We start from the raw sequence: 19,835 nt of genomic DNA, 5'->3' as shown, positions 1-19,835 counted from the left end.
CTGTTTTTTATGTACTTATTGGAAAAATATGAAGTTTCTTTGATACATAAAATGCTCCGTCTGTCCAATTATAGAAGCTATTTTGGACGTAAGAAATTTGTAAGTAATGAGTAAGAAAAAAGAGATTTTCATAGTATAAAATATTTATTATAGCTACTTTTAACACCTGATACTAATAGTGTGCTATAATATGAATTAGCAACAAAAAGGAAAGGAATTAGAACAATGACCTTAGAAAATACTAAAAATTTAAAAAAACAAGTTGCTCCTTTTGAAAAATCAACGATTAAAAAAAGTGTTTGGCAACTGATCAACACAATCGTGCCATTTATTATTTTATGGTACCTTGCTTATAAAAGTTTGTCAGTTTCTTATTGGTTAACATTAGTTCCAGCACTGTTAGCCGCTGGATTTATGACAAGGATTTTCATTATTTTTCATGATTGTACCCATTATTCATTCTTTAAAAGTCGACGTGCAAATAGAATAGTTGGAACGTGTATGGGTGTTTTAACATTATTCCCATTTGATCAGTGGGGGCATGAGCATTCTATTCACCACGCTACGAGTGGTAATTTGGATAAGAGGGGTACAGGGGATATTTGGACGCTTACAGTAGATGAATATGTAGCAGCACCATTTAGACTCCGTTTAGCATATCGTTTATATCGCAATCCATTCGTTATGTTTGGGTTAGGCCCGATTTATGTTTTCTTGCTTAAAAATAGATTTAACCGAAAAGGTGCTAGAAAAAAAGAACGTATGAACACTTATTTAACGAATATTTTAATCGTTGCTATTGTAGGAATGCTTTGCTGGGCAATTGGATGGCAATCGTTTCTTTTAGTACATGGTTCTATATTTTTAATAGCAGGTTCAATAGGGATTTGGCTGTTTTACGTACAGCACACATTCGAGGATTCTTATTTTGAAGAAGATAAAGAATGGGAATATGTGAAAGCGGCAGTGGAGGGAAGTTCTTTTTATAAACTTCCAAAAATTTTGCAATTTCTAACGGGTAATATTGGATTTCATCATGTTCACCATTTAAGTCCAAGAGTACCTAACTATAAACTAGAAGAGGCACACAACAATACCCTTCCTTTAAAAAATGTACCAACAATTACGCTTGCTACAAGCTTGCGTTCACTCCGTTTCCGTCTTTGGGATGAGAAAAGTAACAATTTTGTTAGCTTTAAAGATGTCAAAAATATAATTAAAAATAATGTTTCTGTTCGGGTGAAATCTGAACTATAATTGCATCGTATATAAAATTCCCCTTAATCATTTTCGATTTAAGGGGAGTTTTTGTTTAAAGATTAGATGCCAGATAAGAAGAAAAATTAAATGTTTCAAATTGTAATGGAAGCAGATTAGGAATTGCTAGTACGTAAGTACAAATACAAGATAACAATAAATGCATTATGTTAACAAGTGGAGTTATCATGAATTTTCCATTACGATAACTGTTCATAAATCCGACGAAAATTAATAGCAAAAGGGGGATCGTACAACAGTATATCTAAAAAATTAGAAAAGACTTGAACGGAAATTTCATTCATTTTTCTTGGTGTTCCGCATTCCATACACTTAAATAGGATGCATATTCTAATTCATCTGGATTGTCATGTAACATAGAAATGAATTCTAATTTATTTCTATCACAATCTAGAAAGTATACACTTGCAGCGGGCATCCACCTTTGGACAATTGGCTCTTGATTTCCTTTTCCTTGACTTCCTATCACTTCTATTCCACGCTCCTCTAACCACGCTTTAGAAGTCATTAAAAACTCTAAATTTACACCAAAAGCAAAATGTCTCAGCTCAAAGTCTTCGATATTATTTACTTCCCATAGTCCAAGCATTTGTTTTTTATTTTCTCCGACCCAAAAGAAAGCCACTCTTCTTTTGGAGAGTTTTCTTGCTAAGGTTAATCCTAGCTTGTTTTGATAGAAATTTATCGCTTTTTCTAAATTTCTTACATGTAAATGAGTTTCGTATATGTTCTGTATCATTATGATCATTCCTTTCTTTCTTGATAACTACCAGTTGAGTAATGAATGTAGTTCTAATAATGTACAGCTATATCTGATATACCTATTTATTATTATATCGAAATTGAAATACGATAAATCCAACTGAGGTAGCAAGTTCAAATGAAAATTTTACTACTTTTGTAGGAGAAGAGAAAAATCCATTAAATTCAGGTGAACTCATATTTAAATAATAAAAAAAGACAACACATGAAGTGAAACGCCACGTGTTGTCTTTTTTGTATCGTACAATATTACGAAGTTTCGCTAATTTTAGTTTCACTTTGAGTGTTAGTTGCAATTCTTTTCTTAACTTTAAAGTGATAGTAAGTATAGCAAAAGATGATAAATGGTACAGTACAATAAATGCCTAGTCTTTGATCTGGGATAAAGATAAGACTTACTAATATAATGCCATACAATCCAAAACCAAGAATTGGTACAAGGGGATAGAGTGGAGTTCTGAACTTCAAGTCGTCTAATTTTCCACCTTCAGCTAAATAGTGTTTGCGGAAAAAGAATTGAGAAACACAAATTGACATCCAAACAATAATTGTTATGACTCCAGAAATGGAAATTAACCATAAGTAAACCGTTTCAGCAGCTACTACGCTTGTTAAAAGAGAAAAAGCAGAAATAGCTATTGTCATGATTAAAGCGTTGAGAGGAATCCCACGTGATGATAATTTCTTTAAAAATGCTGGAGCCATTTCGTTTTTTGATAAAGACCAAAGCATGCGAGTAGCAGCGTATAGTCCTGAGTTTGCAACAGAAAGAACAGCAGTAAGAATAACAAAGTTCATAATATCAGCTGCATATGGAATACCGATATTATCAAAAACAGCAACGAATGGACTCTTTGTTAATCCAGCTTCTTCCCAAGGAATTAAAGCAACAAGAACAAAGATTGCTAAGACGAAGAAAAACATTGTGCGCCATATAATATTTCTAATAGAACGAGGTAAAGTTTTTGCTGGATCTTCGCTTTCACCTGCTGCGATTCCGACAAGCTCTGTACCTTGGAAGGAATAATTGACTGTAACCATTGTTAATAGAATAGCTGCAAGTCCATTCGGAAATAAACCACCATGATTTACGAAATTTGAAAGAAGTGGAGCTGGTTCGTCGCCTTTTAAATCAATAAAGCCGAACATAGCGGCGCCACCAAGAATTATAAAAGCTATAATGGCAGATACTTTTATACTTGAAAACCAAAATTCTGTTTCTGCATAACTACGAGCAGATAATGCGTTAATAGTAAAGATTGTAACGCCAAATATTAAACACCAAACCCAAACAGGAATATCAGGAAACCAGCGCTGCATTGTAATACCGGCAGTTGTAAATTCAAGACCGGTCGTATTCGCCCAGCTTAACCAATACAACCATCCGATTGTAAAGCCAGTTGCAGGATTGATGAATTTAGTGGCATATTCCTGGAAAGAACCCGAAACAGGCATGGCTACAGCGAGTTCACCAAGACATAGCATAACGAAATACATTAATAATCCACCGGCCATAAAGGCAAGTACGGATCCACCAGGTCCAGCTTGACTTATTATAAAGCCAGATCCGTTAAATAACCCCGTTCCAATCACACCACCGAGTGCAATCATGAATAAATGTCTACTTTTCATCGTACGTTTTAATTCATTGTTTGTATTGTTTACTTGCGCCATTGTTTTCCTCACTTTCGTAGTTGATAGAATAAAGTTTGATGTTTTTCCGTATTATGGAATGTATTCCGTGATGTGAAATCTTGTTATAATTTTCAGACAATTAAAAAGAAAAGTCAATATTTTTTTGTTTGCGTTTTCAATTCATTGTTAGTGATATGTTTTTATTGTTAGAAAATTAAATAAATAGATTGATTTCATTTCGAATGTTTGCTAAATTGATAGTTAATTAAGCGTACTAACATATTACGAGTAAAGTTGAGGCGAGTTATGGTACAGTCCATTGATCGAGCGATAAGTATTATTAAATTATTGAATTCTACAAATGAAAAAGAGTATTGGGCTATTTCTGATATAGCTGATGGAACACATCTCCCGGTTAGTACAGTACATAGATTACTTAACTCTCTAATGGAGCATGGGTTAGTTACACAAATTTCAGAGACAAAACAGTACAAAATTGGACCAATGTGGATGGAAATAGGGTTGCGTCAATTGGAGAAGGTAGACTATAGATCTGTTGCAAGAGAAGTGATGAAACGTTTGGCTGCTGAAGTGGAAGAAAGTGTCTATTTGAATATTCCAAACGGAACACATTCTATTATCATTGAAAGAATTGATAGTCCTTTAAAAATTCGAGTTATTGATAATCTAGGGGAACAAATTCCACTTTCAATTGGTGCCGCAAATAAAACGATGCTTGCCAATATGAAAACGAATGAAATGGAACATATTGTAGAGCATTTACTTTCTTCATTACCAGAACAAAAGCAAATTCTTCTTAATCAAATAAAGCAAATAAAAAATGAAGGATATGCTGTCAGTTATGGTGAAAAAACAGAAGGGACAGCTTCAGTAGCTGCACCTATTATCGGATTTAATCATAAAGTAGTAGGAGCATTAAGTGTTGGGTTAATTAGTCATCGTATTAATGATGATCGACTATCTTTTCTTATTAGCAAGGTAAAACAAGCAGCTCATGAAATATCAATAAAAATCGGCAGTACATCAGAACTATAATTTTGATAGCTGTCGTCATTTTTTATTCATATACTGGAATTCGTTTTCATAATGTGGAAAAATAGGGGGATTTATATGTCAAAGTGGCAATCAAAAGAACAATTGATTCAATTATTAAGCGGTCTTGTTGAAATTCCTAGTATTACTGGTTCAGAAGCTGAAGTAATATTGCCAGACTTTGTTGTGGAACAGTTATCTGATTTACAGTACTTCAAAGAAAACCCGCATCATTTACAAAAAAATCCGACAGGGGACGGACGATTTTTTGTTACAGCACTAGTAAAGAAAAGCGATAGTACAAAAAATACTGTAATTATAGTAAGTCACTTTGATGTTGTAGATGTACAAGATTACGGAGTGTGGAAAGAAGATGCATTTAATCCTAAAAAGTTAACATCTATGTTTTATTCTCATAAAGATGAACTTCCAGACCATGTACGTGAAGATATAGAACATGGAGATTGGCTGTTTGGTAGAGGAACAATGGACATGAAATGTGGCCTCGCATTACAAATGGCAATGATTGAACAAGCATGTGAAGGAAGATTCGATGGGAATGTTCTTTTATTGGCTGTACCAGATGAGGAAGTGAATTCGGTAGGGATGAGGGCCGCTGTTCCGAGACTGTTAGATTTAGCAAGAGAGCATAACTTAGATTATAAAACGGTCTTAAACTCAGAGCCTATGTTTTCAAGACATCCTGGTGACCAAAATAAGTATATTTACACTGGCTCTATTGGTAAAGTGTTACCTGGTTTTCTGTGCTACGGAAAAGAGACACATGTAGGTGAACCTTTTGCAGGTTTAAATGGGAGTTATATGGCTTCATTAATAACGGCAGACTTAGAGTTAAACACAGACCTTTGTGATATTGTAGAAGGGGAAGCGAGTCCGCCGCCAACTAACTTACTTCAAAGGGACTTAAAAGAGGATTATTCTGTACAAATTCCGCATCGTGCAGTCACATTATTTAATTTGTTTTTATTAGAAAAATCAATGACAGATGTAGTTTCATTGTTACGTCAAAAAGTAACAAAAGTAGCAGAGAAAATAGAAGAGTCGTATGAAAAACATGCATATCGTTTTTCTAAATATAATCCATTTATACCACCTAATCTCAAAGTAAATGTATTAACTTATGAAGAGCTTATCACATATGCAATTGAGCAACATGGACGAGAAAAAATAGATCATATTCAATCTAATATTATAAAAAATAGAGGAGATAAAGATGATCGTGCGGTAACGATTGATTTAGTAGATAAATTAGCGATTTTATGTAAAGAAAAGGCACCGATGATTGTACTTTTCTTCGCTCCGCCGTACTATCCAGCTGTGAGTTCACGCAGCAATCCTTTAATAAAAGAGGTAGTTGTAGAAATGGAAAAGTATGCACATTACAATCATAAAATTACATTTGAAAACCAAAATTATTTTGGGGGGATTTCAGATTTAAGCTATGTAGGCTTGCAGTATCCACTGGATTCAATGAGTTCGCTTGTAGACAATATGCCATTATGGGATAAAGGCTATTCAATTCCGCTTCAGGAATTAGAAGAGTTTGATGTTCCAGTATTAAATATGGGACCGGTAGGAAAAGATGCACATCAATGGACAGAACGTCTAGATGTAAACTACGCATTTGAAACACTATTAGATATGTTACCGAAATGCATTGAAAAATTATTAGTTTCTAATAAAATTACACAATCATAGTAGGGAATAGGTAAGGGATAAAACAGAACCTTTAAAGAAGAGTCGAATAAAATTATTTTAATATAATTAAAAAGTAGAACGGCCAAGCTCAATTTTATATGAGTTTGGCCGTTTATCATGTAGTGAATTTTTAATTAAAATTATGTGAATTCATAGCTAACGTAATCTCTTTTATAGTTTTATTTTTTAGTTTGACCAGATAGTTCAACAGACTTTTGCGTACAACGCTGCATAGCTGAAATAATCGCTGTTCGTAATCCTTTTTCCTCTAATGTTGCTACAGCTTCTATTGTCGTTCCGCCAGGAGAACAAACCATATCTTTCAATTCACCTGGATGTATTCCTGTTTCTAGTACCATTTTTGCAGAGCCTAACACAGCTTGAGCAGCGAATTTATATGCTTGATTTCTTGGCATACCATCTAGTACAGCAGCATCTGCCATCGCTTCTATAATCATATATACATAAGCTGGTGAAGAACCACTTACGGATGTGACAACATCCATTAATTTTTCACTTACGATCTCTGTTTGACCAAAACTATTGAAAATGTTTAGTACATCTTCTAAATCTTTTTCTGTCACCATTTCATTAGGGCATAATGCAGACATTCCTTCTCCAACAAGAGCAGGAGTATTAGGCATTACTCTTACAACCTTTACTTTTTTATTAAAGGCATTTTCAGTACTTTCAATACTTTTTCCAGCAGCGATCGTAACGATGATAGCATCGTTTTTGATTACTTCTTTTATTTCATTAATTATTGATGAATATAGGTCTGGTTTGATTGATAAAATTAAAATATCAGCATTTTTAGCTACTTTATTGTTGTCGGTAGTTGTAGTTAGCCCATATTTTTCACTAGCATTTTTTAAATTAGCAGTGTTTAAATCTGAACAAATAATTTGATTTGAAGACACTATATTTTTGTTTATCATTCCGCCAATCATAGCCATTCCCATATTTCCGCAACCGATGAATCCAATTTGTTTATCCATAATAACTCAATCTTGCTCCTTTTATAATCAATTATATCGGTTTGATATTATTTTCTTAGAATAAGAATAACATCCCTGTGCAATATAAAGAAACATTCTAAGAGAATATATTCCTTTTTGCAACACTAAAAGACAAAAATTAATTATATTCGACATTATGTAAATATATACACTATAATGTAAGGTTTTATGTTTATGAATATGAGTTAAACTTATATCATTTTGTATTTTCATTCAGTAGGGCGATAATTTCATACAAATAACTTGTGGCTCTATTTATTTTTAAAAATACCTCTTGACACCGAATCGAACTATATCGCATAATATAAAAAAATTAGATTGAAAATCGTTGAAGGGAATTAGTACATATGTCTTCTTGCGAAAGAGAGTGGAATTCACCGGCTGAAAGATTCCTCGTATAGAATATATCGAACCTATCCCTGAGTCTTAAATGAAAGTTTAGGCGTTCGCCTGCGTTATAGGCACCAAGTGGATATCTATGTATATCAATTAAGGTGGTACCGCGGAACAATGACCGTTTCGTCCTTTTTATTTTATTAAGGGCGAAGCGGTCATTTTTATTTTGCTCTTAAATACTTCAGTGCAGCATTGATGAGAATAGATATAGTTACAAAGTGAATGAAGTGTAATTTATAAAAAAACTTTGATTTTAGACTTGGGGGATAAAAAAGTGAAAAAACAACGAATTGTTGTAAAGATTGGGAGTAGTTCCTTGGCAGATAGTCATGGAGGCATCTCTACAGAACAGCTTTCAGATCACGTTGCCGCATTGGCTCGGTTGAAAGAAGATGGGCACGAGGTTGTGTTAATTACATCTGGAGCCGTCGCTGCAGGTTTTTCAGCGCTAGGATATCCTAGCAGACCTGTAACGATTAAAGGGAAACAGGCTGCAGCAGCTGTCGGACAAAGTTTGTTAATGCAGGCGTACACGGAGGAATTCCGTAAATATGGCATCGTTACTGCGCAACTTTTGCTGACGAGAAGTGATTTTTCTAGAAAAGAACAATATAGTAATGCTTACGCTACGTTAGGAGAATTATTAAACCGTTCCGCTCTTCCAATTATTAATGAAAATGATTCCATCTCTTTAGAGGAGCTAACGTTCGGTGATAATGATATGCTGTCAGCTTTAGTAAGCGGGCTTGTTTCGGCGGATATGCTTATGATCTTTACGGATGTGAACGGGTTATATGACAAAAATCCTCAGAAAAATGCGGATGCAAAAAAATATTATTTTCTTCCTGAAGTTACGGAAGAAATTTCTTCTCTTGCAGGAGATGCAGGCTCAAAACTTGGGACTGGCGGTATGAAATCAAAAATCGATGCTGCAAAGACAGCACTCTCTCTTGGTGTGAGTGTATTTATCGGAACAGGACGTGGACAGGAAAAGTTTGTAGATGTTTTGAAGGGTAAGGGTGATGGAACGTATGTTGGTAATGCTCCTCAAAAAGAAATGAAGATGAACAAGCAATGGATTGCCTTGCATTCGCTTGTTAGCGGACAAATTGAAGTAGATGCTGGGGCAGCTACTGCCATCATTCAGCATGGGAAGAGTTTACTTCCAGCTGGTGTTACGAATGTATCAGGATTTTTCCAAGTGGGTGAAGTTGTAGAGGTTGTAACGCAACAAGGGCGCGTAATAGGAAAAGGACAATGCACATATAGTGCAGAGGAACTAAGAGATGTAAAAGGTATGCAAAGCCATGATATTCAAGTAAGAGGCGAGAGACATAGTTATGAAGTCATCCATAGGGATCATTGGGTTTCACTTTAAAAAGGAGGAAATAAAAATGAATGAAGTGTTGGCAAAGGGGATAAAAGCAAAAGAGGTTGCTAGAGAACTTGTGCTTAAAACTACAGATCAAAAAAATGAAGCACTTGCTGCAATTGCTAATCAGCTGATAGTAGAAACAGCTTATATTTTAGAAGAAAACAAACGGGATATTGAAGAAGGTAAGGAGAAAGGATTTTCTCATTCACTCCTTGATCGCCTTTTGCTGAATGAACAACGAATTGTTGATATGACAGAGGGTATTAAGCAGTTAATTGAATTACGTGATCCTATTGGAGAATGTGTAAGTGCATGGGAACGACCAAATGGACTATCTATTCAGGAGATGCGCGTACCACTTGGTGTTGTCGGAATGATTTATGAGGCAAGACCGAATGTAACTGTTGATGCTGCTACAATTTGTTTAAAAACAGGAAACGCAGTAATACTACGTGGTAGTTCTTCTGCTATACATTCTAACAAAGCTATCGTTAGCGTTATTCACCGGGTGCTTAAGCAAACTAGCTTGCCTTCAGAAAGTGTACAGCTCATAGAAGATACAACGAGAGATAGTGCAAAACAGTTGTTTACATTGAACGAGTACTTGGATATTCTTATACCAAGAGGCGGTAAACAATTAATTGATACAGTAGTGAGAGAAGCGTCTGTTCCAGTACTTGAAACAGGTGCGGGAAATTGTCATATATTCATTGATGAAACAGCAGATAAACAAATGGCGTTTAATATTATTATAAACGCAAAAACGCAGCGTCCATCTGTATGTAATGCAATTGAGACGATTGTACTTCATGAGAATTGGGCAGAGCAATATGGTAGCGAGTTGTTTTCTTCCTTGAAGGAAAGAGGAGTGGAGCTACGTGGTGATAATAAAGCAGTGGCGATTGATCCTTCTATCTTACTTGCGACAGAAGAAGACTGGGAAACTGAGTTTTTATCTCTCACACTAGCAGTGAAAGTGGTTTCCACTGTTGAAGAAGCGATTCATCATATAAATACGTATGGATCTATGCATTCTGAAGCGATTATTACTGAAAACGAGGAAAACGTCAGCAAGTTTTTTACTTCTGTAGATGCCGCGGCACTTTATCATAATGCATCGACTCGTTTTACAGATGGATCCGAATTTGGATTCGGAGCGGAAATTGGTATCAGTACACAAAAGTTACACGTAAGAGGACCAATGGGGCTTCCAGCATTAACTTCTACAAAATATGTGATTCGTGGAAATGGGCAAATTCGAAAATAATAATAAAAGACACTCAATTGGCTTGGGTGTCTTTTATTATAAAAATTATTTACCATACAAATAGCCCAACGAGCATAGCACTTAATAAAGAAACAGCCATCCCGCTAACAAGAAGCTTCCAAACATTTTTACCGATGACTGATGATTTTTCTCCGCCAAATAATGAATTGTAAGTTCCGTAAATCATACCTACTGTACTAAAGTTAGCAAAAGAAGCTAGAAATGTCGTTGCAACCGCAACCGTATGCGGTTGTAGCGACTTTAAGTTTGATTTTAAATCCATCATTGCAACAAATTCATTCGTCGTTATTTTGATCCCCATTAATTCAGCTACATACATAGCATCACTGCCTGATAAACCGAGTAAAAATGCAAAAGGACTAAAGATAATGGAGAAGATTTTTTGAATTGTTAACCCCGTTACAAAAAATCCTAAAATCCCATTTAAACATGCTGTTAAAGCTACATAACCAATTACCATAGCTAAAATAACGATAACCATATTCATCCCAACTAACATACTGTTTGAAATAGTAGAAAAGAAATCCTTTTTTTCATGTTTTGAAGGTGTGTAAACAACGTCTTCTTCTTTCGAAACTTCCACAGGATTTAATACATTGGCTAAAATTAATGCGTTAATACAATTTAATGGAATGGCGCTGAAAATATATGTTGCTGGCACCATTGATAAATAAGCGCCAAGAATGGATCCGCTAACGCTACTCATACTCATAATTCCAAAAGTTAATAATCGATTTTCTTTTAACACAGATAATTGATCACGAACAACCGCAAGTGCTTCGGTGTTTCCTAAAAACATCATTTGAATCGAAAAGAAACTTTCTAACTTTGGTAAACGAGAAATCTTTGAAATAACTGCACCTACTTTATCAATAATCCAAGTTAAGATTCCGAAATAAGATAGAATATCGAAAAAAGTAATAACAAAAATGATAGGAAGTAACGCACTAAAGAAGAAATCAATGTGCTGACTTTCCATAGCTGAAGGAAATGCAAATCGAATACCTTCATTCGCACATGCTAGTAGCCAACTGAAAAATGACGCAATTTTATTAATGATAATACTGCCGAGCTTTGTGCCTAACATAAACCATGTAATAAAAAGCTCCAATAGGATGAGAATTACAATTGGTCTCCATTTTATATGTTTTTTATTAGGCGAACATAAGAAAACGATTAATATGACAACGAAAATCCCTAACATATTCAATATGAAATGCATGTCAACAACTCCTTGAGGCTTATTATTTGTATATAAAAAAGCATCTATTCTTCCAAATTTGGATTATGATTAGAAGTTATGAAGCATGTAAGTTATGTTAGGAATCAATGTATTTTAATTTGCTTTATTTTGAGCAATCGCAGTAATTATCGAACAATTAGTTGTTTTCAATTGTTTTGTTGGATATTAAACGTATGCGATTTTAAACATCGTTTATCCCGGATTAACGGGCAGTAAGACTTTTACCTCAAAATTCAGGGAAAGCAAAGAAGTGAAGTGGGGATGGGCTGCCCGCAAAATCCCGATTGGTAAGAGCTGATTAAAATTTCACTTTATAAATAAGAACGGTGAGTTGGCCATGAACCTTGAAGTTTCCGAAGCTGTATAATTTGTCCTGTATGATAAGCATCATGCAAAAGGATATTCATATATTGTTGCCAAACTGGTAGAGAAGGACTTAGTTGATTTAGTTCTGCTTCTTGAAGGGCGGTTAATGAAGATTGTAAGGCATCATGTACTTGAAGCGTTCGCTTTTCTCTTCAATAAACCTTCTCTATAGTTGAACAAGAGAGTGAAATACAACGTATAATTGAGCCATTAAAAAATCTCATTTTTAATATGATATTTAATAATCAAGGCTTTCATTGAGTCAGAATGAAAAGAGTATAAACCTTTTTCTGTTTGCTCATTGATTAAAGTTTTTTTAAAGTTGCAAAACGGTTCTAAAAATATAGAAGGTAAAATTCGATAAAAATAGAATATGTTATATAGCAAACAAGGAGGGGATAAAAATGGAGGTCTATCACATAACGAGCAGAAAAAGGGAAACATACAACGTTCAGGTGAAATATTCGATACTTTTCGAATGTGCACTTGGCATTGCAGCGATTACTCATAAAAGGTTAATTGATACTCTTGAAAAGACTCAAAGTGAATGGGAAGAAATTAAGAAAGCATTAACAGAAGAAATGAGAGAACACTTACAGTTTGTAGAAGAACATAATACGTGGAAAGCATTACTCCAGTTATTGTATGAAGAGGATTTTCAAGATTTATCGCAGTTTAATTTTAAAATTGATTCATTTTCAGAAGAAGATTTGAAATTTATATGTTTACCGTTTTTAGGAGAGAAGTATGAAGAGAAAAGACGTTTAGCTGCAACGGGAGTTGTATGTGCAATACACGAACTAAAGGAACTAACAGATAATCATCAGTTTTTTTCTACTTATATTAGCTTTATATGTAATGTAGATGTACAAGTGCTGAAATCGCATTTAATCGCTGTTATGACAGGTTGGTATGAGAGTGTTATTAAAAGAGAGGAAGAACAAATACTTTCTATATTAAAACGAGATTATGAAGCGAAAAATGAAATGAATAAAAAGATGAAGCCGGAAGAGTTTGTCGAGTGGGCGACTGGCGGAGTGAACTATATGCCAGAGCCAAGTGTTCATCACGTACTTCTTATTCCGCAAATGACGTACAGACCGTGGAATATTGAAGCGGATATTGATGATACGAAAGTATTTCATTATCCAGTTGCGAATGAAAGCATTCATCCTGAAGATCCGTATGAACCGAATTATTTTTTAGTTCAAAAACATAAGGCTCTTGGGGATGAGGCGAGATTGCGAATTGTAAAAATGTTATTTGAAAAAGAACGTACATTACAGGAAATAACGGAAAGATTACAGCTTGGTAAATCGACTGTACACCATCATTTGAAATTGTTACGTGCAGCGAAGTTAGTTGATATACATGACGGAAAATATGTATTAAGAAAGAAAGCAGTACAGTCTTTAGCGAAAGAATTAGATATGTTTTTGAATAGATAATTAACAACGAGAATGTACATAAAGGGAGGAATATAAAAGAAAAGTTGGTGTGTGAAATTGAAAAATATATTGAAAAATCGTTCGTTCTTTTTTATGTGGATTGGTAGTGCAATCTCTGAATTAGGAGGGGCTTTCGGAACGTTATGTAATTCAATTCTAGTATATGAGTTAACAGGATCGGAAATGGCTTTAAGTAGTATGTGGCTATTATATTTCATCCCATCACTCATACTGCAATTAATAAGTGGCCCATTTATTGATAAATGGAGCCGGAAGTGGATTATGATTTTTTCACAATGGATACGGGCGTCCGTATTCTTATTACCTTTGGTGATGCTAGTTACAGGTAGTATAGAAGTTTGGCACATTTATGTTGTTCAAATTGTAGTGGGACTTATTACACCTCTTTATACACCTGCAAGTCAAGCAATTACACCGAGCATTGTAAGTCAAGGACAACTTCAAGACGCAAATGCGTATATTGATGGAATGACTCGTCTCATGATGTTTCTTGCGCCAGTATTGGGCGGAGTAGTCATTCATTTCATTGGAACAGAACTTACATTATCTTTCGTATGTATTTGTCTATTTGTTAGTGGTGCTTTCTTACTTTATATAAAAGAAAAGAGAACTACAACAGATATACGAAAAACGTGGCTAGAACAATTTCTTCAAGGTTTTACATATTTTTTTACAAAACCAATCATCGTTTGGCTCGGTATATTTCTTACTTTCGTGCAGTTTGGAGTAGGGGTAACGATGGTCACAAATCTTCCTTATATAAAAGACGAGCTGTTAGCGGGATATGCAGAGTACGGCTATTTTATGGCAGGTTTTCCACTTGGCTACGTAATTGGCTCAGTATTAGTCGGAAAAGTAACATATAAAAGCCGGCGTATACTTATGCTTGGAGGATTGTTTATAGGGGGACTCACATACATTTCATTAGGATTCAATCATAGTATTATCATTGCAATACTAATTGAAGTAATAGCAGGGATTTGTATTGCATTTTTCAATGTTCATAACACAACAATATGTCAACAAATCGTCCCAAATAATATGATAGGACAAGTATTTTCAGTGCGTTTATTTTTTATACGATCCGCTATGCCATTAGGTGTGTTAGTAGGGGGAATATTGAGTGAAATGTGGGGAGTAAGAGCGCTATATGTAATTATCGGTGCAATTATATGTGTTACATCTTTAATAGGGATGTTACTTCCATATTTCAAATTTTTAGATGAGGCGATAGAAAAGAAATCAGCATAATTCAAAAAATTAAAACTTTACAATTGAAAATAATTATCATAATCAATTATAATAGAAGAATACTAGTATTCGTATTACGAAGAGGGAGTGGGATATATGTTTATCGAAACGAAAACATTTACAGTAAAAGAAGGTACATCAAATATAGTTGTAGAACGTTTTACTGGAGAAGGCATAATTGAAAAATTTGAAGGCTTCATCGATTTAAGTGTTCTCGTTAAAAAAGTAAGACGCGGTGACGAAGAAGTTGTCGTAATGATTCGCTGGGAATCGGAAGAAGCATGGAAAAACTGGGAAACAAGTGAAGAACACTTAGCTGGACATAGAGCGGGACGTGGTAAACCAAAACCAGATCATATTATTAATGTGGATCATGCGGTTTATTATGTGAAATCATCGAAATCGGCTTATCAACAGTTGTAATATACAAGCAGAGGATACATGTTGTAGAAGCAAACATGTATCCTCTTTTTTATTACTGGGGGGATGGGAATGATAGGAAATCTTTCATTCATTTAAAAAACGTTCTAGGCTATAGAAAAAAATATTAGACTTATAAAGCATAGTCTTAGATGGAACGCTTGAATATTTTTCCTTACATATTTAAGTGTTATGAAAAAAATGAATCCATATACCCTCAGTTTAAAAGGAGATGAGTACATGAAGCTGAATCATTTAAATTTATGTGTTGATGATTTATCGGAAGCGAGACATTTCTTTGAAACATTTTTTGATTTTCAATTTTTGGAACAAAAAGGGAAAGCACTTGTAGTCATGAGTGATGAGAGTGGATTTATACTTGTGCTAAGTGATCCAAAATCATTTAAAGGGAATAAGGAAGTTACGTATCCGGAAGCTTTTCATATTGGTTTTTTAGTGGATACATCAAGTGAAGTGGATCAAGCATATAATCGTTTAGTAGCCGGCGGCATTGAAATAGACAAGGAACCTTATTCGATGAGAGGTAGTAGTTATGGTTTTTATTTTACAGTATTTAATGGCTTATTAATTGAAGTGTCTTGTCTTGATTATAGAGAAGATAAGAAAGTTTCCAAGCTTAATAGTAATCATCAAGAGTAATCATTTGAAGGTGTATAGAATTTAAGTATGTATCATATTAGAAGACGGATTAAGAAAGTTTCACTGTAAAGTAAAAAAGACAGACTAATAAATAGTCTGTCTTTTCACATTAATTCTTCACATCATCATAAAGTTCAAGTGCCTCTTTCACATTCAATCCATTTTTCACAATGCCATGTATCGCTTGAATCATCGCAGCTGGGTGCTCGGATTGCCATATGTTTCGGCCCATGTCTACTCCAATTGCGCCTTCTTGCAGTGCATTGTACGTAATGTTTAATGCGTCTTCAATTGAATCTAGTTTTGGGCCACCCGCGATGACTACTGGGGCAGGGCATGTGCTCGTTATTTTTTCGAATCCTTCGCAGTAATACGTTTTAATAATATCAGCACCCATTTCAACACATACGCGGGAAGCAAGTGCTAGAAAGCGAGCTTCACGTTTTTGTAATTCTTTTGCGACTGCGGTAATGCCGAGTACAGGTAGGCCGTAATCGTGAGCTTCAGAGACTACATTTGCGAGATTCGAAACAGTTTGTGTTTCATAGTCTGATCCGACAAAAACAGAAACGCCAACGCCAATTGCGTTTTGCTTCACTGCTTCTTTTACAGGTGTAACAATTGTTTCATTCGCTAAATCTTTACCGACGACAGTAGCGCCGCCAGATACACGCATAACCATCGGTGTGCTGCAGTTTTCAGGAATACAGGAGCTAAGTACACCACGCGTTAAAAAGAGAGAATCCGTGTAAGGAAGTAAGTTTTTAACTGTTTCAAGTGGTTGTTCTAGTCCGTGAATTGGTCCTAAGAAATAACCGTGATCTATTGCTAACATTACCGCTCTGCCATCAGGTAAAATTGTATTTAATCGATTTTTAAATCCCCAAGTCATTCCAAATCACTCCTTCGTTAATGTTGGATTTTCCGTTTGTACAGTATCTTTATTTGGTAAATGTGGTGACTTAATAAAAACAGCTTTAAAAGGTTTGTCAGAATGGTTAATAAGATAGTGAGATTCATGAGGACGAACTTGCAGGACATCACCTTGTTTAATTGGAACTCTTTCATTATTCACATAGAAATCTATTTCACCTTCTAATGCATAAAAGACCTCTTCGCACGTCGTATGATAATGGTTTTGAAACTCCTGGCCCGGTTGAATGACAACAAGGCCAAGATCAATATTTGGACCTTGTATTAAATATTTCGGCCCGTTATCACCGAAGCGATAGGAGAAGTCATTTTCATTCGCTTTTAACATACAGTTCACTCCTTTATGTAATGTGTTACAGTGCACCAGGCGCAATCCACATATGTGAGGTGAGCCCTTTATCAGCTAAAGCGAGCTGACTGTCATATACAGTTTTCCATGTTTCATAGAACTCTTTATATAGTTCGTGATTTTCAGTAACTGGTTCGAATGTTTGCTCCCACTGTACAAACTCTTCGGCAGTTTCTTCCATAGATGAATATATGCCAGCACCAACTCCAGCAGCAATCGCAGTTCCTAAAGCAGCTGCTTCTTTCACAACAGGTACTTTTACAGGAATACCGAGTACGTCTGATAGAATTTGTGGCCATAGTTTTCCTTTAGCGGCACCGCCAGCAAAAATAACTTCAGAAGGGAATGTGCCAGTTAGATTTTTTATTAATTTTAAGTTTCCAAGTGTAATGAAGGCTGCATTTTCTTCAATAGCACGAAACAGTTCTTTTTTTCCGCATTTGTCAGCGTCTAAACTTAAATTTAAAAAAGAAGGTGCGGCATGACGCCAAGAAATGTAGTTCATAACGTTTGAAAAAGTAGGGATAATGCCATGTGAACCGACAGGTACGTCTTTCGCTTGTTCTTCTAGTAATTCATAAGCATCTACACCGAGTTTATCAGCAAGTTTCTTTTCTTCTTGGCAAAAAGCGTCTCGAAACCAGCGCATAACGAGACCTGGGAAAAAGGCGATTGTTTCATATTGCCATAGGTTCGGAACGACGTGACAATTTACTCGAATCGCAGCATGTGGATCTGTTATTGGCTCAGTAACATTCACTTCTTGTTGCCAAAAGCTACCCCCGCATATTAACGTTTGATTCGGTTTCACGATTCCTGTTCCGAGCGATGCCATTTGAGCATCTCCACCCCCGGCGACGACAGGAATCCCTTCACGTAATCCAGTTAATGCTGCACACTCTTTTGTAACGTTGCCAATTACTGTACCAGCTTCATTTACTGTTGGTGAAAATGGCAAAGATAGACCGCACTCCTTAGCGACATCGTTATCCCACACTCTATTTTGTAAGTCAAAAATACCTGACGTGCATCCGTTTGAGGGATCAATTTGTAGTACGCCGCTTAGTTTATATAAAATCCAATCGTTTAACATTGTAAAAGAGTAAATATTATTATAGACGTCGGGTTCATGTTTTTTTATCCAGAGTAGGCGTGGTAAAGCACCTAATGAAAAAGTTTGACCAGACTTTGTATATAAATCTTTTTCAAGATGTGACCGAATTTCTTTTAATTCACTAACTTCGACGGATGCGCGCCCATCAACATTTGCACACGCCCATATTTCTTGCCCATCTTGATCATATAAAACAAATCCTTCTCGCATACTTGTAGCGCTAATAGCAAGAATAGAAGAGGCAGGAGTGTTGCTTTTTTGAAGCACCTCTTTCGTACATTCTTGTACTAGCTTCCAATTTTCTACTACATCAAAGTTCATAGAGCTTGGATAACGAAGGTCAGATTTGTGAATCCATTCTTTTTGACTTACTGCAATTTGATTACCATGTAAATCAAAAAGAACTGCTCGAATGCTCCCTGTACCAGCATCAAAAGCTAATAAATGGGACATTAACAATCACCATCCTTTCGTAATAAGGAGAGGGCAGTTTCCTCATCGGTAATTAATGAATGAATAAACTTTCCTTTTAAGGCACCATAAATTGCATCTATCTTTTCAGTACCTCCAGCAACACCGACGACATGCTTCATATTGCGCAAAATAGAGAGGGGCGTGCCAATTAGACGATTGTGATGCGAGAGCTCTAATAAATCGCCATTTGTATTATAAAATTGTCCTAAAATATCGCCAGCACCGTTTTGACTACGAATATATGTCATCTCACGTAGTGTTAATTTTTCTTCTTTTACAATCGTAGCGTCTTGAGATAATCCCCCAATACCGACAACAGCCGTATGAGCAAGTGAAGCGACTTGAAGCATATCTTTTACACTCGGTTCTGATAGAATACTTTGTGCCATTTCGGTTGTAGACGCTAGAAACGGCGTAGGGATAATGTGAAGTTCGCCTTGCATGTAGTGTAAATAGTTTTGTTTTCTTGGGAGATAGTGGTTTACTCCGCCTGTTAGCGTTACGAATGAAAGATTAATAGAACTTTCAAAATGAATGTTTTCTAGCATTTTACTTATCGTTTCACCCCAGCCGATGCCGAGTAAATCACCTTGTTGGAGATGAGTTTCTAAATATTGTGCAGCGGCTTTTCCGAGAGAAGTAGCATAATTGTTTATTGGAGTAGGGATAATGAAAGCATCTTTTAAGTGGAACTTTTTCATTAAGTCACGTTCAATGCTCAAGCAATGCAAACCGGTTCCTTTTACGTGAAATGTAACGATACCTTCACTGCGTGCCTTATCTAATAACCGGACGACTTTATTTCTTGAAATATGAAGAAGTGAAGCAATCTCTTGTTGTGTTAATTGATCTTTATAATAGTACCAGGCTACTTTAGTTAATAAATTTTCTTCAAAGTTCAGCTGTGACATACTCTTCATCCCTTTCAACAATTGACCAATGCTTAAACATATGTGTCACATATTTTGTTTATTCCAGTTGAAACGATTAATAGTACATTGAAAAAAGTGTTCTAGATATGAAAAAAGGAA

Annotated in this window: 17 protein-coding genes, 1 pseudogene and 1 other annotated feature; of the genes and pseudogenes, 9 read left to right on the top strand and 9 right to left on the bottom strand. The window is 35.4% G+C overall.

The annotated features are described in order from the left end of the window. The first annotated feature begins 225 nt into the window (after positions 1 to 225). Positions 226 to 1,257 (top strand): Delta(5) desaturase DesA, encoded by a 1,032-nt coding sequence (gene desA, locus DN407_RS14590; protein WP_000171499.1) that lies wholly within the window; start codon positions 226 to 228, stop codon positions 1,255 to 1,257. 301 nt (positions 1,258 to 1,558) lie between these two features. Here desA and DN407_RS14585 read toward each other — a convergent pair whose 3' ends face one another. Together DN407_RS14585 and DN407_RS14575 are read right to left on the bottom strand one after the other, a co-directional pair. Beyond that, complete coding sequence (locus DN407_RS14585; RefSeq protein WP_000615639.1) at positions 1,559 to 2,017, bottom strand: VOC family protein; 459 nt, start codon at positions 2,015 to 2,017, stop codon at positions 1,559 to 1,561. A 272-nt stretch (positions 2,018 to 2,289) separates the two neighbouring features. Further along, positions 2,290 to 3,714, bottom strand: a complete 1,425-nt coding sequence (locus DN407_RS14575; protein ID WP_000079967.1) for an amino acid permease — start codon at positions 3,712 to 3,714, stop codon at positions 2,290 to 2,292. A 267-nt stretch (positions 3,715 to 3,981) separates the two neighbouring features. On the opposite strand from DN407_RS14575, the gene DN407_RS14565 reads away from it, so the two are divergent. After that, positions 3,982 to 4,731, top strand: coding sequence for an IclR family transcriptional regulator (locus tag DN407_RS14565; RefSeq protein WP_000250750.1), 750 nt, complete (start codon positions 3,982 to 3,984; stop codon positions 4,729 to 4,731). 51 nt (positions 4,732 to 4,782) lie between these two features. Next, on the top strand, positions 4,783 to 6,447 hold the full coding sequence (locus DN407_RS14560) for a M20/M25/M40 family metallo-hydrolase (protein ID WP_149216409.1): 1,665 nt from the start codon (positions 4,783 to 4,785) through the stop codon (positions 6,445 to 6,447). Positions 6,448 to 6,626: 179 nt separating this feature from the next. Here the strand turns inward: DN407_RS14560 and proC are convergent, their stop codons facing one another. Next, the gene (gene proC, locus DN407_RS14555; protein WP_000360729.1) at positions 6,627 to 7,445 is read right to left on the bottom strand and encodes a pyrroline-5-carboxylate reductase; all 819 of its coding nucleotides are present in this window, start codon (positions 7,443 to 7,445) and stop codon (positions 6,627 to 6,629) included. Positions 7,446 to 7,785: 340 nt separating this feature from the next. Next, positions 7,786 to 7,996: a binding site (T-box leader), on the top strand. Between the two features lie 140 nt (positions 7,997 to 8,136). Between proC and proB the strand changes: the two genes are divergently transcribed. Together proB and DN407_RS14545 are read left to right on the top strand one after the other, a co-directional pair. Then, a complete protein-coding gene (gene proB, locus DN407_RS14550; RefSeq protein WP_149216408.1) occupies positions 8,137 to 9,240 on the top strand; it encodes a glutamate 5-kinase in 1,104 nt (367 codons plus the stop codon). Between the two features lie 16 nt (positions 9,241 to 9,256). After that, the gene (locus tag DN407_RS14545; RefSeq protein ID WP_149216407.1) at positions 9,257 to 10,504 is read left to right on the top strand and encodes a glutamate-5-semialdehyde dehydrogenase; all 1,248 of its coding nucleotides are present in this window, start codon (positions 9,257 to 9,259) and stop codon (positions 10,502 to 10,504) included. A 49-nt stretch (positions 10,505 to 10,553) separates the two neighbouring features. Here DN407_RS14545 and DN407_RS14540 read toward each other — a convergent pair whose 3' ends face one another. Then, positions 10,554 to 11,747 (bottom strand): NupC/NupG family nucleoside CNT transporter, encoded by a 1,194-nt coding sequence (locus DN407_RS14540; RefSeq protein ID WP_000545484.1) that lies wholly within the window; start codon positions 11,745 to 11,747, stop codon positions 10,554 to 10,556. Positions 11,748 to 12,079: 332 nt separating this feature from the next. Next, a pseudogene (locus DN407_RS14535) lies at positions 12,080 to 12,280 on the bottom strand (DinB family protein); the annotation flags it as partial. A 258-nt stretch (positions 12,281 to 12,538) separates the two neighbouring features. On the opposite strand from DN407_RS14535, the gene DN407_RS14530 reads away from it, so the two are divergent. The 4 genes from DN407_RS14530 (at position 12,539) to DN407_RS14515 (ending at position 15,934) form a co-directional block, all read left to right on the top strand. After that, complete coding sequence (locus DN407_RS14530; protein WP_000454579.1) at positions 12,539 to 13,582, top strand: ArsR/SmtB family transcription factor; 1,044 nt, start codon at positions 12,539 to 12,541, stop codon at positions 13,580 to 13,582. A gap of 51 nt (positions 13,583 to 13,633) precedes the next feature. Next, positions 13,634 to 14,854 carry an MFS transporter gene (locus DN407_RS14525; RefSeq protein ID WP_076774946.1) on the top strand — a complete coding sequence of 407 codons (1,221 nt, stop codon included), beginning with the start codon at positions 13,634 to 13,636 and terminating at the stop codon, positions 14,852 to 14,854. Between the two features lie 96 nt (positions 14,855 to 14,950). Further along, on the top strand, positions 14,951 to 15,277 hold the full coding sequence (gene hmoA / locus DN407_RS14520) for a heme-degrading monooxygenase HmoA (protein ID WP_000469497.1): 327 nt from the start codon (positions 14,951 to 14,953) through the stop codon (positions 15,275 to 15,277). A 237-nt stretch (positions 15,278 to 15,514) separates the two neighbouring features. Beyond that, positions 15,515 to 15,934, top strand: coding sequence for a VOC family protein (locus tag DN407_RS14515; RefSeq protein WP_065228994.1), 420 nt, complete (start codon positions 15,515 to 15,517; stop codon positions 15,932 to 15,934). Between the two features lie 109 nt (positions 15,935 to 16,043). Here DN407_RS14515 and lsrF read toward each other — a convergent pair whose 3' ends face one another. The 4 genes from lsrF to DN407_RS14495 are packed head-to-tail and all read right to left on the bottom strand — an operon-like array spanning position 16,044 to position 19,715. Continuing rightward, the gene (lsrF, locus tag DN407_RS14510; RefSeq protein ID WP_000219772.1) at positions 16,044 to 16,826 is read right to left on the bottom strand and encodes a 3-hydroxy-5-phosphonooxypentane-2,4-dione thiolase; all 783 of its coding nucleotides are present in this window, start codon (positions 16,824 to 16,826) and stop codon (positions 16,044 to 16,046) included. Positions 16,827 to 16,832: 6 nt separating this feature from the next. Further along, positions 16,833 to 17,195 carry a cupin domain-containing protein gene (locus DN407_RS14505; RefSeq protein ID WP_000909986.1) on the bottom strand — a complete coding sequence of 121 codons (363 nt, stop codon included), beginning with the start codon at positions 17,193 to 17,195 and terminating at the stop codon, positions 16,833 to 16,835. A gap of 25 nt (positions 17,196 to 17,220) precedes the next feature. After that, a complete protein-coding gene (lsrK, locus tag DN407_RS14500) occupies positions 17,221 to 18,783 on the bottom strand; it encodes an autoinducer-2 kinase (RefSeq protein ID WP_149216406.1) in 1,563 nt (520 codons plus the stop codon). Further along, positions 18,783 to 19,715: a sugar-binding transcriptional regulator gene (locus tag DN407_RS14495; protein WP_149216405.1), complete on the bottom strand. Its 933-nt coding sequence runs from the start codon at positions 19,713 to 19,715 to the stop codon at positions 18,783 to 18,785. Before DN407_RS14495 ends, lsrK begins: the two co-directional genes overlap by 1 nt. Positions 19,716 to 19,835 lie beyond the last annotated feature (120 nt).

This window comes from Bacillus sp. JAS24-2, from assembly GCF_008274905.1.
Taxonomy (GTDB): Bacteria; Bacillota; Bacilli; order Bacillales; family Bacillaceae_G; genus Bacillus_A; species Bacillus_A cereus.
Note: the sequence above shows the minus strand (reverse complement) of the source record. Positions and strands in the feature narration are given on the sequence as shown.